This window comes from Pseudomonas sp. NY15437, from assembly GCF_048068435.1.
Classification (GTDB): Bacteria; Pseudomonadota; Gammaproteobacteria; order Pseudomonadales; family Pseudomonadaceae; genus Pseudomonas; species Pseudomonas nitroreducens_B.
Genome location: NZ_JBLUQC010000008.1, coordinates 245,894 through 263,062, shown reverse-complemented (window position 1 = coordinate 263,062; position 17,169 = coordinate 245,894). Strand labels below are relative to the sequence as shown.

15 protein-coding genes are annotated in these 17,169 nt (G+C 67.1%); 2 read left to right on the top strand and 13 right to left on the bottom strand.

Annotation, left to right across the window (positions count from 1 at the left end; translation table 11 throughout):
- Positions 1–234 precede the first annotated feature (234 nt).
- Genes lpdA through ACNFIA_RS19605 form a run of 4 tightly spaced genes read right to left on the bottom strand, consistent with a single transcriptional unit; the run spans position 235 to position 5,224 of the window.
- Positions 235–1,641, bottom strand: coding sequence for a dihydrolipoyl dehydrogenase (lpdA, locus tag ACNFIA_RS19620; RefSeq protein ID WP_416787904.1), 1,407 nt, complete (start codon positions 1,639–1,641; stop codon positions 235–237).
- A 14-nt stretch (positions 1,642–1,655) separates the two neighbouring features.
- On the bottom strand, positions 1,656–2,942 hold the full coding sequence (locus tag ACNFIA_RS19615; protein ID WP_416787902.1) for a dihydrolipoamide acetyltransferase family protein: 1,287 nt from the start codon (positions 2,940–2,942) through the stop codon (positions 1,656–1,658).
- Positions 2,943–3,995 carry an alpha-ketoacid dehydrogenase subunit beta gene (locus ACNFIA_RS19610; RefSeq protein WP_081519779.1) on the bottom strand — a complete coding sequence of 351 codons (1,053 nt, stop codon included), beginning with the start codon at positions 3,993–3,995 and terminating at the stop codon, positions 2,943–2,945.
- Positions 3,992–5,224, bottom strand: a complete 1,233-nt coding sequence (locus ACNFIA_RS19605; RefSeq protein WP_416787899.1) for a 3-methyl-2-oxobutanoate dehydrogenase (2-methylpropanoyl-transferring) subunit alpha — start codon at positions 5,222–5,224, stop codon at positions 3,992–3,994. The genes ACNFIA_RS19610 and ACNFIA_RS19605 overlap by 4 nt, the downstream gene beginning before the upstream one ends.
- 273 nt (positions 5,225–5,497) lie before the next feature.
- On the opposite strand from ACNFIA_RS19605, the gene ACNFIA_RS19600 reads away from it, so the two are divergent.
- Entirely contained in the window at positions 5,498–5,959 is a 462-nt protein-coding gene (locus ACNFIA_RS19600; RefSeq protein WP_416787896.1) for an Lrp/AsnC family transcriptional regulator, read from the top strand.
- A 431-nt stretch (positions 5,960–6,390) separates the two neighbouring features.
- On the opposite strand, the gene ACNFIA_RS19595 is transcribed toward ACNFIA_RS19600, so the two are convergent.
- The gene (locus ACNFIA_RS19595) at positions 6,391–7,353 is read right to left on the bottom strand and encodes a GlxA family transcriptional regulator (protein WP_416787894.1); all 963 of its coding nucleotides are present in this window, start codon (positions 7,351–7,353) and stop codon (positions 6,391–6,393) included.
- Between the two features lie 261 nt (positions 7,354–7,614).
- Here ACNFIA_RS19595 and ACNFIA_RS19590 point away from each other — a divergent pair, with 261 nt between their 5' ends.
- Positions 7,615–7,857 (top strand): DUF2790 domain-containing protein, encoded by a 243-nt coding sequence (locus ACNFIA_RS19590; protein ID WP_416787892.1) that lies wholly within the window; start codon positions 7,615–7,617, stop codon positions 7,855–7,857.
- Between the two features lie 134 nt (positions 7,858–7,991).
- On the opposite strand, the gene ACNFIA_RS19585 is transcribed toward ACNFIA_RS19590, so the two are convergent.
- The 8 genes from ACNFIA_RS19585 to ACNFIA_RS19550 all read right to left on the bottom strand — a co-directional run bounded on the left by ACNFIA_RS19585 (position 7,992) and on the right by ACNFIA_RS19550 (position 16,804).
- Positions 7,992–9,332: a hypothetical protein gene (locus ACNFIA_RS19585; RefSeq protein ID WP_416787890.1), complete on the bottom strand. Its 1,341-nt coding sequence runs from the start codon at positions 9,330–9,332 to the stop codon at positions 7,992–7,994.
- Positions 9,333–9,689: 357 nt separating this feature from the next.
- Entirely contained in the window at positions 9,690–11,741 is a 2,052-nt protein-coding gene (gene paaZ, locus ACNFIA_RS19580; RefSeq protein WP_416787888.1) for a phenylacetic acid degradation bifunctional protein PaaZ, read from the bottom strand.
- A gap of 313 nt (positions 11,742–12,054) precedes the next feature.
- Positions 12,055–13,131 (bottom strand): 1,2-phenylacetyl-CoA epoxidase subunit PaaE, encoded by a 1,077-nt coding sequence (paaE, locus tag ACNFIA_RS19575; protein WP_416787885.1) that lies wholly within the window; start codon positions 13,129–13,131, stop codon positions 12,055–12,057.
- Between the two features lie 167 nt (positions 13,132–13,298).
- Entirely contained in the window at positions 13,299–13,832 is a 534-nt protein-coding gene (gene paaD, locus ACNFIA_RS19570; protein ID WP_416787883.1) for a 1,2-phenylacetyl-CoA epoxidase subunit PaaD, read from the bottom strand.
- Positions 13,819–14,592, bottom strand: coding sequence for a 1,2-phenylacetyl-CoA epoxidase subunit PaaC (gene paaC, locus ACNFIA_RS19565; RefSeq protein ID WP_416787881.1), 774 nt, complete (start codon positions 14,590–14,592; stop codon positions 13,819–13,821). Before paaC ends, paaD begins: the two co-directional genes overlap by 14 nt.
- Positions 14,593–14,602: 10 nt before the next feature.
- A complete protein-coding gene (gene paaB, locus ACNFIA_RS19560) occupies positions 14,603–14,884 on the bottom strand; it encodes a 1,2-phenylacetyl-CoA epoxidase subunit PaaB (RefSeq protein ID WP_017520939.1) in 282 nt (93 codons plus the stop codon).
- A 150-nt stretch (positions 14,885–15,034) separates the two neighbouring features.
- Entirely contained in the window at positions 15,035–16,027 is a 993-nt protein-coding gene (gene paaA / locus ACNFIA_RS19555) for a 1,2-phenylacetyl-CoA epoxidase subunit PaaA (RefSeq protein WP_416787878.1), read from the bottom strand.
- Between the two features lie 423 nt (positions 16,028–16,450).
- Positions 16,451–16,804: a DUF1428 domain-containing protein gene (locus tag ACNFIA_RS19550; protein ID WP_416787875.1), complete on the bottom strand. Its 354-nt coding sequence runs from the start codon at positions 16,802–16,804 to the stop codon at positions 16,451–16,453.
- Between the last annotated feature and the right edge of the window lie 365 nt (positions 16,805–17,169).

Here is a 17,169-nt window from a genome sequence, read left to right as displayed (position 1 = left end):
GGAGAGGGCTGGGGTGAGGGGGAAAGCACAAACACGGAACTACCAGAGAAAGACGGCTGCTCCTATATGAGCGTTTCGACATAGGGCGCATAACCCGCAGCGTTATCTGCCGCCTGGTCAACGGCGGATAACCCGTTCCGGGTTATGCGCCCTACGAAAAGCCCTCCCGGCAAAAAAAGACCCGCCAATCGGCGGGTCAGAGGGGGAAGCCTGGAGAGTTGGAGAGCGGCGGCTTCAGACGTGCAAGGCGTGCCCGAGCGCGCGCAGCGCCGCTTCCTGCACCGCTTCGCCAAGGGTCGGGTGGGCGTGGATGGTGCCGGCGATGTCTTCCAGGCAGGCGCCCATTTCCAGGGACTGCACGAACGCCGTGGACAGCTCCGACACCGCCTTGCCCACGGCCTGCCAGCCGAGGATCAGGTGGTTGTCCTTGCGCGCCACCACGCGGACGAAGCCATCGCTGGATTCCAGGGTCATGGCGCGGCCGTTGGCGGCGAACGGGAAGCTCGCGCTCAGCACCTCGTAGCCGGCGGCCTGCGCCTGTTCCGGCGAGAAGCCCACCACCACCACTTCCGGATCGGTGAAGCACACCGCCGGGATCGCCGTGGGAGTGAAGGCGCGGCGCTTGCCGGCGATGATCTCGGCGACCATCTCGCCCTGGGCCATGGCGCGGTGGGCCAGCATCGGCTCGCCAGCGATGTCGCCGATGGCCCACACATCGCGCATGGAGGTGCGGCACTGGTCGTCGATCCGCACGGCGCGGCCGTTCATGTCCAGGCGCAGGGTATCGAGGTTCCAGCCGGCGGTATTGGGATGGCGGCCGACGGCGACCAGCACCTGGTCGGTCTCGATCACCCGCTGGGACCCGGCGCCGTCCTGCACGCGCAGGCCTTTGCCGTCCGGCTCCAGGCCCATCACGCTGTGGCCCAGGTACAGCTCGATGCCCAGCTTGCGCAGGGCGTTGGCCACCGGCTTGGTCAGCTCTTCGTCATAGGTCGGCAGGATGCGTGGCTGCGCTTCCACCACCGTGACGTCTACGCCCAGCTTGCGGTACGCGGTGCCCAGTTCCAGGCCGATGTAGCCGCCGCCGACCACCGCCAGGCGCTTGGGCAGCGTTTTCGGCGCCAGCGCCTCGGTGGAGGAGATGACGTTGCCGCCCACCGGCAGGAAGGGCAGCTCCACGGATTTCGAGCCGGCCGCCAGCAGCAGGTGCTCGGTGTGGATGGGCTGGGTGCCGCCGTCGCTCAGCTCGACCTCGACGGTCTTGCCATCGACGATCTTCGCCCAGCCGTGCACCACGGTGACGCCGTGTTTCTTGAGCAGGGCGGCGACGCCGGTGGTGAGGCGATCGACGATGCCGTCCTTCCATTCCACGGTGCGCTGGATGTCGATGCTCGGCGCCTGCACGCTGATGCCCAGCGGCGATTTGCCGGCGAACTCGCGGGCCTTGAGGTATTCCTCGGCGGCGTGGATCAGCGCCTTGGAGGGAATGCAGCCGATGTTCAGGCAGGTGCCGCCCAGGGCGGCGCCTTCCACCAGCACGGTGCGGATGCCCAGCTGCCCGGCGCGGATCGCCGCCACGTAGCCGCCGGGGCCGCCACCGATCACCAGCAGGGTGGTTTCGAGAGTCTGGTTCTGTTTCATGTCAGCGGCTTCCGTCAGTCGATGAACAGGGTGGCGGGATGTTCGAGCAGGGCGCGCACGGCCTGGATGAAGGCCGCTGCGTCCATGCCATCGACCACCCGGTGATCGAAGGACGAAGACAGGTTCATCATCTTGCGCACGACGATCTGCCCGTTGACCACCATGGGCCGCTCGACCATGCGGTTGACACCGACGATGGCGACTTCCGGCAGGTTGATCACCGGCGTGCTGACGATGCCGCCCAAGGCGCCGAGGCTGCTCAGGGTGATGGTCGAGCCGGACAGTTCCTCGCGGCTGGCCTTGCCGTGGCGCGCGGCTTCGGCGAGGCGCGCCACTTCCGCGGCGTTGCCCCACAGGTCGCGGGATTCGGCGTTGCGCAGCACCGGCACCATCAGCCCGTTGTCGCTCTGGGTGGCGACGCCCAGGTGCACCGCGCCGTAGCGGGTGATCACGTCGGCTTCGTCGTCATAGCGCGCGTTGAGCTGCGGGAAGTCGCGCAGGGCGACGACCATGGCGCGGGCGATGAAGGGCAACAGGGTGAGCTTGCCGCGGGCCGCGGCGTGCTTGGCGTTGAGGTGCACGCGCAGCGCTTCGAGGTCGGTGACGTCGATTTCCTCGACGTAGCTGAAGTGCGGGATGCGCCGCTTGGCCTCGGCCATCTTCTGCGCGATCTTGCGGCGCAGGCCGATCACCGGGATCTGGTGCTCGTCGTGGCGCGCGGCGTAGCCGGAGGCGATGGTCGCGCCGCCGTGCTCCAGGTAGTGCTCCAGGTCTTCATGGAGGATGCGCCCGGCCGGGCCGCTGCCCTGGACGAACTGCAGCTCCACGCCCAGGTCGCGGGCGCGCTGGCGCACCGCTGGCGAGGCCAGGGGCTTCTCCCCCGGCGCGCGGCGCGGAGCCGGCGACGGAGCGGGGCGCGCGGCCGGGGCGACCGGTTTGCTTTCCACGCGCGGAGCCGGTTTGGGGGCTTCGGCGGCCGGCGCCGGTTTGGCGTCCGGCTTCACCGCCGGCGCCTCTTCGTGGGGCTTGGGCTGCGCGGCTTCGCGATGGTTCCCGTGGCCTTCCACCTCCAGGCGGATCAGCTCGCCGCCCACAGCCATGACCTGGCCGGGCACACCGCCCAGAGCGAGGATCTTGCCGGCCACCGGCGAGGGGATTTCCACGGTGGCCTTGTCGGTCATGACTTCCGCCAGCAACTGGTCCTCCTGGACCTCATCGCCGACCTGGACATGCCACTCCACCAGCTCGACCTCGGCAATGCCTTCGCCGATGTCCGGCATCTTGATGACGTGAGTGCCCATTCAGACCTCCATGGCGCGCTTGAAGGCCGCGCCGACGCGGGCGGGGCCGGGGAAGTAGTCCCATTCCTGGGCGTGCGGGTAGGGCGTGTCCCAGCCGGTCACGCGGGCAATGGGGGCTTCGAGGTGGTGGAAGCAGTTCTCCTGTACCAGCGACATCAGCTCGGCGCCGTAGCCGCAGGTGCGGGTGGCCTCGTGGACGATGACGCAGCGGCCGGTCTTCTTCACCGACTCGACGATGGTGTCCAGGTCCAGCGGCCACAGGCTGCGCAGGTCGATGATCTCGGCATCGATGCCGGTCTCCTCGGCGGCGGTCTGGGCCACGTAGACGGTGGTGCCGTAGGTGAGCACGGTCAGCTCGCTACCCGGGCGGGCGATGGCGGCCTTGTCCAGCGGCACGCTGTAGTAGCCCTCCGGCACCTGGCTGGCCGGGTGCTTGGACCACGGGGTCACCGGGCGGTCGTGGTGGCCGTCGAACGGGCCGTTATACAGGCGCTTGGGTTCGAGGAAGATCACCGGGTCGTCGTTCTCGATGCAGGCGATCAGCAGGCCCTTGGCGTCGTAGGGGTTGGACGGCATGACGGTGCGCAGGCCGCAGACCTGGGTGAACATCGCCTCCGGGCTCTGGCTGTGGGTCTGGCCACCGTAGATACCGCCGCCGCAGGGCATGCGCACCACCATGGGCACGGTGAAGTCGTTGACCGAGCGATAGCGGATGCGCGCGGCTTCCGACACCAGCTGGTCAGTGGCCGGGTAGACGTAGTCGGCGAACTGGATTTCCACCACCGGGCGCAGGCCGTAGGCGCCCATGCCGACGGCGGCGCCGATGATGCCGCTCTCGGAGATCGGCGCGTCGAACACCCGCGAGGTGCCGTACTTCTTCTGCAGGCCTTCGGTGCAGCGGAACACGCCGCCGAAGTAACCGACGTCCTGGCCGAACACCACGACGTTGTCATCGCGTTCGAGCATCACGTCCATGGCCGAGCGCAGCGCCTGGATCATGGTCATGCTGGTGACCGCCTGGGCGTTCTCGTGTTGCTGGTTCATGGCATTCATACCCCGAGCTCCTGACGCTGCCGGCGCAGGTGTTCCGGCAGGTCCTTGTAGACGTCGTCGAACAGGTTGGCGGCGCTGAATACGTGGCCGTCCACCAGCGAGCCGTGGCGTTCGGCCTCCTTCTGGGCAGCGATCACTTCGGCTTCCAGCTCCTTCTTCAGCGCTTCCTGCTGCTCCTCGGACCAGATGCCGAGGCCGATCAGGTGCTGCTTGAGGCGGGCGATGGGGTCGCCCAGGGGGAAGTTGGTCCAGTCGTCGGCGGGGCGGTATTTGGACGGGTCGTCCGAGGTGGAGTGCGGGCCGGCGCGGTAGGTGACCCACTCGATCAGGCTCGGGCCGTGGCCGCGGCGGGCGCGCTCGGCGGCCCATTGCGACGCGGCGTAGACGGCGAGGAAGTCGTTGCCGTCGACCCGCAGCGAGGCGATGCCGCAGCCCACGCCACGGTTGGCGAAGGTGGTGCCTTCACCGCCGGCGATGGCCTGGAAGGTGGAGATCGCCCACTGGTTGTTGACCACGTTGAGGATCACCGGCGCGCGGTACACGTGGGCGAAGGTGAGGGCGGTGTGGAAGTCGGATTCGGCGGTGGCGCCGTCGCCGATCCAGGCCGAGGAAATCCGCGTGTCGCCCTTGATCGCCGAGGCCATGCCCCAGCCGACCGCCTGGATGAACTGGGTGGCGAGGTTGCCGGAGATGGAGAAGAAACCCTTCTCGCGGCTGGAGTACATGATCGGCAGCTGGCGGCCCTTGAGCGGGTCCTGCTCGTTGGAGAGCAGCTGGCAGATCATGTCCTTGAGCGGGTAGTCGCGGGTGATCAGGATGCCCTGCTGACGGTAGGTCGGGAAGGTCATGTCGCCATCGCGCAGGGCCATCGTGTGGGCGGTGGCGATGGCCTCTTCACCCAGGCACTGCATGTAGAAGGACATCTTCTTCTGGCGCTGGGCGGTGAGCATGCGGGCGTCGAAGATGCGCGTCTTGAGCATCAGGCGCATGCCGCGCAGCAGTTGTTCGTGGCTCAGGTCCGGGGCCCAGGGGCCGACGGCGTTGCCGCCTTCATCGAGCACGCGCACCAGGCTGAAGGCCAGGTCGGTGGTCTGCGCGGGTTCGACGTCGATGGCGGGCTTGCGCACCTCGCCGGCGGGCGACAGGTGCAGGTAGGAGAAGTCGGTCTTGCAACCCGGGCGCCCGGTGGGCTCGGGGACGTGCAGGCGGAGCGGAGCGTAGTCGGTCATGGCGGGTCTCCAGTTGTGATCGTGGGTGTGGATCAGCGAACGGAAGCGGCCATGCCTGGCGGGCGCACCCGGCCGGGTAAGGCTACGGTGCGGGTGCCGCGCAGGGTTGCGCAGCGGGTGGTGACATCACTCATGGTGAGGTCCTCGGTTGTTGTAGTTGTGGTTTCAGTATAGGTGTGACCGATTGGTTTTTTGCTCCAAATTGACTAGGTCAGAACTTACGGATTAGTGTGTTTGAACTATAAAAACAACCTTCCGTAGTACTGAGGAAAAATGCCTGAACTGGACCGCACCGACCTGAAAATCCTCCGCGCCCTGGCCGACGACGGCCGGCTCTCCTGGCGCGACCTGGCGCAGAACATCGGCCTGTCGCTGACCCCGACCTTGCGCCGGGTGCGCCGCCTGGAGGAGGAGCAGTACATCCAGGGCTACTTTGCCCGCCTCGACGAGGAGCGCCTGTCCGGCGGCATGAGCGTGTTTGTCTCGGTGTCCCTGGAAAAACAGACCGGCGACTACCTCGCGCGGTTCGAAGAACGCATCGTCCAGGCGCCGCAGGTGATGAGCTGCTTCCAGATGACCGGCGACGCCGACTATATGCTGCGGGTGGTGGTGAAGGACCTGTCGGCGTACCAGCTGTTTCTCACCAACACGCTGACGCAGATCCCGGGTGTGGCGGGGATCAAGTCGGCGTTCGCCTTGAAGTCGGTGATGCTGCGGTCGGCGCCGCCGATCTGACGGGCGGCCAGGGCGCCCGTCGCGGGCCGTCCGGCTGGCTGTAGGAGCGAGCTTGCTCGCGAGCCCGCCGCCCCGACGCGGCGCCGACCCGATCGCGGATGAATCCGCTCCTACAAGAGCCCGCACCCGCCCGGGCGTAGGAGCGGACCTTGTCCGCGAATCCAACAGGCCCATTGCGGGCCGCCCGGCTGTCTGTAGGAGCGAGCTTGCTCGCGAACCCAGTCGCCCCGGCGCGGCGCCGACCCGATCGCGGATGAATCCGCTCCTGCAAGAGCCCGCACCCGCCCAGGCGTAGGAGCGGACCTTGTCCGCGAATCCAACAGGCCCATTGCGGGCCGCCCGGCTGGCTGTAGGAGCGAGCTTGCTCGCGAACCCGCGGCCCGGCGTGGCGCCGACCCGATCGCGGATGAATCCGCTCCTACAAGAGCCGATCACCCCTCGCGACGAAACTGCTCGCGATACTGCGTCGGCGTCACGCCCAGGCGCTGGACGAACACCAGGCGCATGCGCGCCGCGCTGCCGAAGCCGCAGCGCCAGGCGATCATCTTCAGCGCGTGATCACTGCCCTCGAGCATCCCGCGCGCCGCGTCGATGCGCGCGCGCTGGACGAACTCCGCCGGCGTCACGCCCGCTTCGCGCACGAAGAGGCGGGCGAAGCTGCGCGGGCTCATCGCCACCTCGGCGGCCAGCTGCGGCACGCCCAGTGGCTGGTCGAGATGTTCCTGCACATGGCGCTGGATGCGCGCCACCGGCGAGGCTTCATCCGCTGGCGCCTGCAGGAAGGGGCTGAACTGCGACTGACCGCCCTGGCGCTGCGCCACCACCAGCAGCCGTTTCGCCACCGACAGCGCCACCGCCGCGCCGTGGTCCTCGGCAACCAGGGCCAACGCCAGGTCGATGCCGGCCGTGACGCCGGCCGAGGTCACCAGCGCGCCATCGCGCACATGAATGCGATCGGGCTCCACCCGCGCGCGCGGGAACAACTCGGCCAGGCGCCGCGCATCGCTCCAGTGCGTCGTCACCTGCCTGCCGTCGAGCAAGCCGGCGTGGCCGAGCAGGAAGGCGCCGGTGCAGATCGAGCCGTAGCGCGGCGTCCGCGCGCAGGCATCGCGCAGCCAGTGGAGCAATTCGGGCGCCGGCGCTGCTTCAGGCAATCCCGGCCCGCCCGGCACCAGCAGGATATCGGCGGCGGGATGGCCCTGATCGAGAGTGCAATCGGCACCGAGCCACTGCCCGTTGGAGGCGCGCAACGGCAAGGGCGGCGCGGCCAGCGTCACCACCTGGTAGCCCTGGCCGGTGGGCACGAAGGCGTTGGCCTCGGCGAATACGTCCAGTGGCCCGGACACATCCAGCGCCTGTACGCCGGGGAACAGCAGCATGGCCACGCGCTTCATCGCGCCTCCCGATCCGATCGATGGCATTCATTCTTGCGGCCGGTGCGCCTGGCTGCAAATGCAACGAGGGAGCGAATGCTGCCAATTAGCCAACAATGCGCGCCACAATCACAGCTGAATCGCGGCTAGCAAGGCTTTATTGTTGCGCGATTTGCAGAAATGCATTGTCGAAATCGGTCTGTGTCTGGCAGTGGGCATCGGCTAGATTTATGGCAGTGGGCCACGATCAACGCGACCCGCGTGATCCCTGAGGTTCCTGCCATGAAAACCCTCCTTTCCAGCCTGTTCGCCATTCCCGCCCTGCTGTTGACCGTCAGCGCCTTCGCCGACGACGCCGTCGTCTACCACTACGGTATGCCGCTGGACGTCGCCCAGGTGCTGAGCATCACCCAGCCCGACACCGGCTGCGAAGTCAGCCAGGCCACCATGGTCTACCTGGACTCCCACGGCCAGCAGCACACCGTCAAATACCTGCGCCAGACCCCGAGCTGCAGCGACGTCTGAGCCAGGCGCCAAGCGGCTCCAGCCTTCATCACTGCCGGTTGGCCAGCGCGTTCGGTGAACGGCTGGCGCCGGCAGTTTGCCGTCCCGGTCCGGACATCGCCGCATAGCGCGCGAGCGTCCCGGCGACGCGGCCCTCAGAACGTCGTGGAGAACAGCAACTGGCTGTAGAGGTTGCTGTTGTCGTTGCCGAGCTGGGTGCCGCCTTCGGCCGCGCTCTTCTTCGGCTGGTACAGGCCCACCAGCGGGATGATCATCAGGTGCTCGTTGACCGCCCACTCGGCGTAGAGGTCCAGCTCGTTGGCGTCGGTGTTGCCCAGGTCGGTGTCCAGGGTGTGGAAGTCGAACCACTGCAGGCCAACGCTGACATTCTCCAGCGGGGTGACCTTGGCGCCGATGTTGTGCACGCGGGTGTTGCTGTTGAACGGGCCGGCATAGTTGCCCGCCACTTCGCCCTGGAACCAGGTGCCGAAGCCACGGCTGAAGCCATAGAACAGCGGATCGTAGCCTTCCGAGAAGCGGCTGAAGCGGTAGCTGACGTAGGGCTTCCACGCGACGTCGGCGAAGGTCCAGCCGGCTTCCAGGTACCAGGCATTCTCGTCGGATGAGGCGCCATTGTCCGTGTGGCGCTTGTCCTGCCAGGCGTATTCGCCGGAGAGGAACAGGTTCTCCACGCCGGCGTTGCCGGTGCCGCGCAGGCTGTAGGTCTTCATGTCCTTGCGGGCAAGCTGGGCGGGCGAGGCGTATTGCTCGTCGATGTCGTTCACGTCGATGTAGGTCAGGCCGACGGTGCCTGCCTGGGCGACGTGTTCGAGGGTGGCGACGTATAGCTCGGACTTCGCCTGGGCGCGGTTGTCGGACTTCAGGCGCATCAGGTCGCCACGCCAGCCTTCCTTGCCGCCGATGCGCAGCACGGCGGTTTCGTCGAAGGCGCGGCGGCCGGCCAGGTAGTAGGCGCCGCCACGGTTGAATTCGCCATCGGCGACGCCCTTGCCCAGGTTCAGGGCGTCGCCGTCGATCAGGAAGCCGTCGCCGACCACGATGTTCTGGCGGCCGAAGGACAGGTCGATGCCATCCTCGCCCAGCACCGGGAACAGCCCGGCCGAACGCCAGCCGGCGTAGGCGTCCTCGATCCGGGTGGTGCGTTCGGAGCCGTCGCTGAAGCCGGCCGCATCGCCGTCGCCCCAGGTGGCGGAGCTGAGCAGGTTGAAGGCGCCGTAGGCGGTGCCCGTGCCGCCGAGCTTCTGGTCCCCGCTCAGACCGTACTTGACGAAGCCTTCCTGCCAGGAGGACGAACCTTGATCCAGGGTGCCGCTCATGGTGTAGCGCTCCTGGCTGTGGAACAGTCCGAAGGTCGCCGAGAGGTCGGCGTTGAGGTGCGTGTCGTCGGTGGCGTAGAGCTGGTAGGCGCTGGCGGAACCGGCCCCGGCGACGAGCAGGGCGAGCAGGGCGGGGCGCAGCACGGCGGCGTGTGTCATGGCGAAGGCATCCGTTTCGTTATTGTCGATTGAGGGGATGTGGCTTCTGCCGATGCTAAGTAAGGGCTGGCCCCGTGCCGTTGCGTGTGTCTGCCAAGTGATTGGGTGTCGTTGCCAGATCGCGGGGCTTTTCGGCAGGCTCGCTCCCGCAGTCCAGGCCCGGACGCTTTTCGTAGGAGCGAGCTTGCTCGCGAACCCGCTTGACGCGGAGCTGCCGGGGGGCTCGTTCGCGAGCAAGCTCGCTCCTACAGTCCAGGCCCGGATGCTTTTCGTAGACGCCGGGCGGGCCTCGCAGAGATGAAAAAACCGGCCCGAAGGCCGGTTCAGAGTGGCGCGGGGGTTGCTGCGCTCAGCGCGTCAGGGGCGCTTGAGGACCAGGGTGAGGATGTCGTAGCTGGCCACCAGTTCGCCGAGCTGGTTGGTGACCTCCACGTCCCAGGCCACCACGCCCTGCGGCTCGCCCTTGGGGCTCTTCTTGCCCTGGTCGATCTTGCGCTTGCAGGTCAGGCGCGCCTGGATGGTGTCGCCGATGCCCACCGGATTGATGAAGCGCAGGGTGTCCAGGCCGTAGTTGGCCAGCACCGGGCCGACGCCGGGGGAGACGAACAGGCCGGCCGCCGCCGAGAGCACGAAGTAGCCATGGGCGATGCGCTTGCCGAACTGCGAGTCCTTCGCCGCCAGCTCGTCGAAGTGCATGTAGAAGTGGTCGCCCGACAGGCAGCCGAAGTTGACCAGGTCGGCTTCGGTGACGGTGCGGCGGTGGGTCAGCAGCGACTCGCCGATCTTCAGGTCGTCGAAATGGCGGCGGAACGGGTGGACCTCGGTCTCGTAGACCTTGGCGCCGCGCACGTATTCGCCGGTGACGGCCATCAGCATGGTCGGCGAGCCCTGTACGGCGGTGCGCTGCAGATAGTGCTTCACCGCGCGCAGGCCGCCCAGCTCCTCGCCACCGCCGGCGCGACCCGGGCCGCCGTGCTTGAGCACCGGCAGCGGCGAGCCGTGGCCGGTGGATTCGGCGGCGGATTCGCGGTCGAGGATGTGCAGGCGGCCGTGCAGCGCGCCCATGACCGGAACGACTTTCGCCGCTACCTGCGGATCACGGGTGATCAGGCTGGCGACCAGGCTGCCCTTCCCACGGGCGGCGAGGGCGATGGCTTCGTCGATGTCGTCGTAGGCCATCAGGGTGCTCACCGGGCCGAAGGCCTCGATGTCGTGGGCGCCGCCTTCTGCGTGCGGATCGCGGCTGCGCAGCAGGGTCGGGGCGAAGAAAGCGCCTTCGTTGACGCCGTCGCCACGTGGGGCGAAGCCATCTTTTGCACCGAAGATCAGCTCGCTGGATTTCAGCAGCGCGTCGACGCGCTCGGCAACGTCGGACTGCTGCGCGTGGGAGGCCAGGGCGCCCATCTTCACGCCTTCCACCGACGGGTCGCCGACCACGACCTTGGCCAGACGCGCACGCAGGCGCTCGGCCACGGCGTCGATGTGCCGGGCGGGAACGATGGCGCGGCGGATGGCGGTGCACTTCTGCCCGGCTTTCACGGTCATCTCGCGGGCGACTTCCTTGACGAAGAGGTCGAACTCCTCGTCGTCGGGGGTGACGTCAGGGGCGAGGATGGCGCAGTTCAGCGAGTCGGCTTCGGCATTGAACGGCACCGAGTGGCGGATCAGGTTCGGATTGACCCGCAGCTTGGCGGCGGTGTCGGCGGAACCGGTGAAGGTCACCACGTCCTGGCCCTGCAGGCGGTCGAGCAGGTCGCCGGTGCCGCCGATGATCAGCTGCAGGCTGCCGGCCGGCAACAGGCCGGACTCGTGCATCAGGCGCACGGCGGCTTCGGTGATGTAGCTGGTGGCGGTGGCCGGTTTGACAATGCACGGCATGCCGGCGAGGAAGCTCGGCGCGAACTTCTCCAGCATCCCCCAGATGGGGAAGTTGAAGGCGTTGATGTGCACGGCGATGCCGCCGCGCGGCACCAGGATGTGGCTGCCGGCGAACGTGCCGGTCTTGCCCAGGGGGATGGCCGGGCCTTCGTGGACGACGTTGCCCGACGGCAGCTCGCGGCCGCCGACGCCAGCGTAGGCGAAGAGGGTGCCGGCGCCGCCTTCGATGTCGATCCAGCTGTCGGCGCGGGTAGCGCCGCTGTGGCGGGAAATCCCGTAGAGCTGCTCCTTGCGCTCGGTCAGGTACAGCGCCAGGGCCTTCAGGCGCTGGGCGCGCTGCTGGAAGTCCATGGACATCAGCTCTTTCAGGCCCTGTTCGCGGGCATGGGCGACGGCTTGCCCGAAGTCCAGCGTCTCTTCGTGGGTGCGCGCCACGGTCTGGCCGTTGAGCGCGCTACGCAGCGCCTGGGCGCCATGCTGGCCGACCCAGCGGCCGCCGATGAAACTTTGCAGGATTGGCGCTTGGGCCATGGTTGTTTTCCTCCGGATCGCTACGCAAGGGGCCGGCAGGTGCCGGTGGCCGCCACGCCGGGTGGGCGTTGGCGGCGTGTTGTCAGGTGGCGGGACGAGGCCGCCGGATAAGGTCCGCCAGGGCTTTGTGGGCCGTGGGCGGTGGAACATGAACGATTCGTCGCTGGGCGGGACCATCGAGGACGGAGTCCGCTCCTACCCAATGCCGATCCCCGCGTCGGAGCGGACTCCGTCCGCGATCAGGGTTCCGCTTAATGCCGGGGCTTCGGCAGCGTGCGGTTCGCGGGCATGGCCCGCTCCTACAGGGGGTGGCTCAGAGCTGGTCGAAATCGAGCACCACGCTGTCGCTGATCGGGTACGCCTGGCAGCTCAGCACGTAGCCGGCCGCCACTTCGTAGTCCTCCAGGGCGAAGTTGCTGTCCATCTCCACCTCGCCGGAAACCACCTTGCACTTGCAGGTCGAGCACACGCCGGCCTTGCAGGAGTAGGGCAGTTCCGCGCCGTGCTGGTTGCCGGCATCGAGCACGCTGGCGCTGTTGCGGGCCAGCTCGAAGGACAGCTCGCGGCCGTCGCTGATCACGGTGATCCGGCTCGTCGCGCTGTCGGTCACGGCGGCGGCCTGGCGGGCTTCGCGCTTCTCGTTGCTGCCAGCGGCGGCGAACAGTTCGAAGTGGATGCGCTCGGCCGGCATGCCGTTGCCCCTGAGCTGCTCGCGCACGGTCTCGGTCATCGCCTGCGGGCCGCAGATGAAGGCGGCGTCGAGGCTCTTCACGTCGAGCCAGCGGCTGAACAGCTGGCCGCACTTGTCGGCGTCGATGCGCCCGTTGTAGAGATCCACGTCCTGCTGTTCGCGGCTGAACACGAAGATCAGGTTGAGGCGCTGCAGGTAGCGGTTCTTCAGGTCTTCGAGCTGCTCGCGGAACATCGCGGCGTTGCTGGAGCGGTTGCCGTAGAGCAGCGTGACGCGGCTGTGCGGCTCGGTTTCCAGGGTGGTCTTGATGATCGACAGGATCGGCGTGATGCCGCTGCCGGCGGCGACCGCCAGGTAGTTGCCATGGCGCGCCGGGTCGAGTGCGACGTTGAAGTGGCCGGCCGGCGGCATGACCTCCAGGCTGGCGCCGACCTTCAGGGCTTCGTTGGCATAGGCGGAGAAACGCCCGCCCGGCACGCGCTTGATCGCCACGCGCAGCTCGCCGTCGTTGACGCCGCTGCAGATGGAATAGGAGCGGCGCACTTCCTCGCCGTCGAGCCGGGTGCGCATGACCAGGTGCTGGCCGTGCTGGAAACGGAAGCTGTCGGCCAGGTCCGCCGGGACGTCGAAGGCGATGGACACGGCGTCACGGGTTTCCGCGCGCAATTCCTTGATTTTCAGGCTGTGGAACTTGCTCATTATCGTTCTCCTGCGGTTCTACCGCGCGGAGGGCGAATACAAACGTCGCGAGCGAAGGTCAGGCGAGGCGGAAGCGGCTTCGGAAGCGGAGTTCACATCTGTGAATGAGCATTTCGAAGTCGTTTCCAACGACGCATGGCCGAGCGCAGCAGTTTGTCTTCGTCCTCCTAGATGCACTTGAAGTAATCGAACGGCTCTCGGCAGTCGACGCAGCGGTACAGCGCCTTGCAGGCGGTCGAGCCGAACTGGCTGAGCTGCTCGGTGTGCAGGCTGCCGCACTGCGGACAGCGCACCTCCGGGGTCTCGCCCAGCAGGCTGCGTTTGCTGGTGCTGCCGGCCGGCGGGGCGATGCCGTAGTCGCGCAGCGCCTGGCGGCCCTGGTCACTGATCCAGTCGGTGGTCCAGGCCGGGTTCAGCCGGCGCTCCAGGCGTGGCGCGGCGAAGCCGGCGTGCTCCAGGGCGTGCTGGATGTCCTGCTCGATGACCTCGGTGGCCGGGCAACCGGAGTAGGTGGGGGTGACCACCACATGCAGGTGTCCGTCGCGCCAGTCGAGCCCGCGCACGATGCCCAGGTCGACGACGCTGACCACCGGCACCTCCGGGTCCATCACCGCGCCGAGCACGTTCCACGCGCGGCTGAGGTCGTCAGCCGTGCCGGCACGGGCGCCGCGGTCGCTGCTGATCAGCTCACCAGGTTGCATCGGGGTAGGCTCGCTGGAGGAACTGCATCTCGGCCAGGAGAATGCCCAGGTGTTCGGTGTGCAGGCCGCGGCGGCCGCTGAGGTAGAAGTTCACCGCGGGCTCGGGCAGCGGCAGGGTCGCGGCGGCGAAGATGTCGGCAACCTTGGCCTTCCACGCGGCGGCCAGTTCGTCCGGGTTCGGTGCGACGCCTGCGGCGAACAGGCGTTGCTCGATGTCATCCGCCTGCTCCTGAGAGGGGCACAGCTCGACGGTGAAGCGCCACACCTGCGGGATTGCCGCGAGCATGCGCGCATGGCTCTCGTCGGTACCATCGCCCAGGCGCTGCATCCACTCGCTGGAGCGGCGCAGGTGGTAGGTGACTTCCTTGAGGCCCTTGGCGGCGATGGCGGCAATGCGCTCGTCGCGGGAGGCGCTCAGGGCGTGCAGCACGTGGAAGTGCCAGGCGTCATAGAGGAACTGCTTGGTGATGGTCACGGCGTAGTCGCCGTTGGGCTGCTCCACCAGCAGCAGGTTGCGGAAGGCCCGCTCGTCGCGGCGGAAGGCCAGGGCGTCGGCGTCGCGGCCGTCGTCCAGCAGCTCCGCGGCGTACTCGTACCAGTTGCGCGCCTGCCCCACCAGGTCGAGGCCGACGTTCATCAGCGCCAGTTCTTCCTCCAGCGCCGGGGCGTGGCCGCACCATTGGCACAGGCGCTGGCCCTGGATCAGGGCGCTGTCGGCGAGGCGCAGCAGGTATTCGATCTTGTCGTTGTTCGGGTTCATCGCACGCGTCTCACATGTGGCCGACTTCGGGCGGCAGCTCGTAGAAGCTGGCGTGGCGGTAGACCTTGTCCTGCGACGGGTCGAACAGCGGGTCCTTCTCGTCGGGGGAGGAGGCGGTGATCAGCGCGGAGGGCACCACCCACAGGCTCACGCCTTCGTTGCGGCGGGTGTACAGCTCCCGCGCGTTCTCGATGGCCATGGCGGCGTCGGCGGCGTGGACGCTGCCCACGTGCTTGTGGTTCAGGCCGTGCTTGCTGCGGACAAAAACTTCAAAAAGGGTCCACTCACTCATGGTGTTCTCCTGATCGTTGGGCATGAGCTGCTGCGCGTCGGCATAACGTCGTTGGAAACAGGCACGGGCTTGCTCATTTACAACCGTAAACTCCGTGCCCGCGCCTGCTTCCGCCTGGTTCTGCTCTAGCTCGCTGGCTCAGAGGCGGAATTAGGCGGCGTCGCGTTTGTGTTGTTGTTTGCGGGCATAGGCGACCGCTGCTTCGCGGACCCACGCACCGTCTTCGATGGCCTTGCGGCGGGTGGCGACGCGCTCGGTATTGCACGGGCCGTTGCCCTTGAGCACTTCGTAGAATTCTTCCCACTGGATGTCGCCGAAGTCGTAGTGGCCGCGGTCCTCGTTCCACTTCAGGTCCGGGTCCGGCGCGGTGCAGCCGAGCAGTTCCAGCTGCGGCACGGTCTGGTCGACGAAACGCTGGCGCAACTCGTCGTTGCTCTGCCGCTTGATCTTCCAGGCCATGGACTGGGCGCTGTTGGGGGAGTCGGCGTCGCTCGGGCCGAACATCATCAGGGCCGGCCACCAGAGGCGGTTGATGGCGTCCTGGACCATGTCCTTCTGCGCCTGGTTGCCGTGGCGCATCATGGTCAGGAGGATTTCGTAGCCCTGGCGCTGGTGGAAGCTCTCTTCCTTGCAGATGCGGATCATCGCGCGGGAGTAGGGGCCGTAGGAGGTGCGCTGGAGCACCACCTGGTTGACGATGGCGGCGCCATCCACCAGCCAGCCCACCGCGCCCATGTCGGCCCAGTTCAGCGTCGGGTAGTTGAAGATGCTGGAATACTTGGCCTTGCCGCTGTGCAGCTTGGCGATCTCGGCGTCACGGTCGGCGCCCAGGGTTTCCATGGCGCTGTAGAGGTAGAGGCCGTGGCCGGCCTCGTCCTGGATCTTCGCCATCAGCTGCAGCTTGCGCTTCAAGGTCGGCGCGCGGGTCACCCAGTTGCCCTCGGGCAGCATGCCGACGATCTCGGAGTGGGCGTGCTGGGAAATCTGCCGGATCAGCGTCTGGCGGTAGGCGTCGGGCATCCAGTTCTTCGCCTCGATCTTGATCTCGGCATCGATCTTTTCCTGGAAGGCGCGTTCCTCGGGGGACATCTCCTCCAGCGCCTTGATGCGCTTCACGCCGGTCTCAACCAGTTGTGCGTACATGCTGTGTCTCCAGCCTTTTGTCGTGTTCGTGGGGCGGCCTTGGCCATGGCTGTAGTTTTAAATGATACAGAAATGAATGTCTAACAATAAATGATGTGTCGTAATTGGTTTTGGTATCGCTTGGATAGGCTTTGGGAGGCTTTCGCGGGCAAAAGAAAGCGCATCTATCGGGATTTATTCCGATAAATGTAATGATTACGTGGGTAAAATTCGGGAGGTTGTTGTGTTTTTTCGCGGCAGGAGGATGCGCTTGAGGTGGAGCATAAAGCGACGAAGTGATACGTAAACCGTATCATATTGGTGAATAGTTGCTGCGGTGTGGTGGGGTGTGAGGGCGGCGGTACGGACCGGCGCCGGCCTTGCCGGCGGATCGCGGGCATGGCCCGCTCCTACAGGTGGCGCGCCTGCAGGAGCGGGGATGGGTCAGGCTTCGACTATCACCTCGAAGCCGCCGAAGATCATGCGCTGGCCGTCGAAGGGCATGTCGCTGAATTCGGTCTTCATCCGCGGGTCTTCCATGAATTTCTTCATGCCCTCGTCGCGCGCCGCCTTGCTGGGCCAGGTGATCCAGGAAAATACGACCGTCTCGTCTTCCTTGAGCTTCACCGCCATGGGGAAGGAGGTCACCTTGCCCTCGGGCACGTCGCTGCCCCAGCACTCCACGACGCCCAGCGCGCCGTATTCCCTGAACATCGCCGCCGCCTTGCGCGCCACCTCGATGTAGCGCGCTTTGCTGGCGGTGGGCACCGGTACGAGGAAGCCATCAACATAGTTCATCGTTCATCTCCTGCGGGTCACGGACGGCCGGATGCCGCCTGCTGTTGAGGAGTAGTCGAAGGGGCGGGCGGGGGATCGACAGGGAAGGGTGGCGGGGCGACGGGTGGCCGTGAGTCGGGGCGGGGGAAAGATGTCCGCCGAGGTGCCGGGTTACCTGTAGGAGCGAGCTTGCTCGCGAACGGGCATCAACCGGGATTCTCCAGCACGTGGGCTGTCGCAGGCATGGCCAGCTCCTACAGGCCGGCCCCGCGATTCACCTGTAGGAGCGGGCCATGCCCGCGATCCGCCGGCAAGGCCGGCGCCTGACGAGAGTGGTTCGCGACACCAAAAGCCCAGCGGAGGCGGGGCTTTTCTGTCACGCGAAG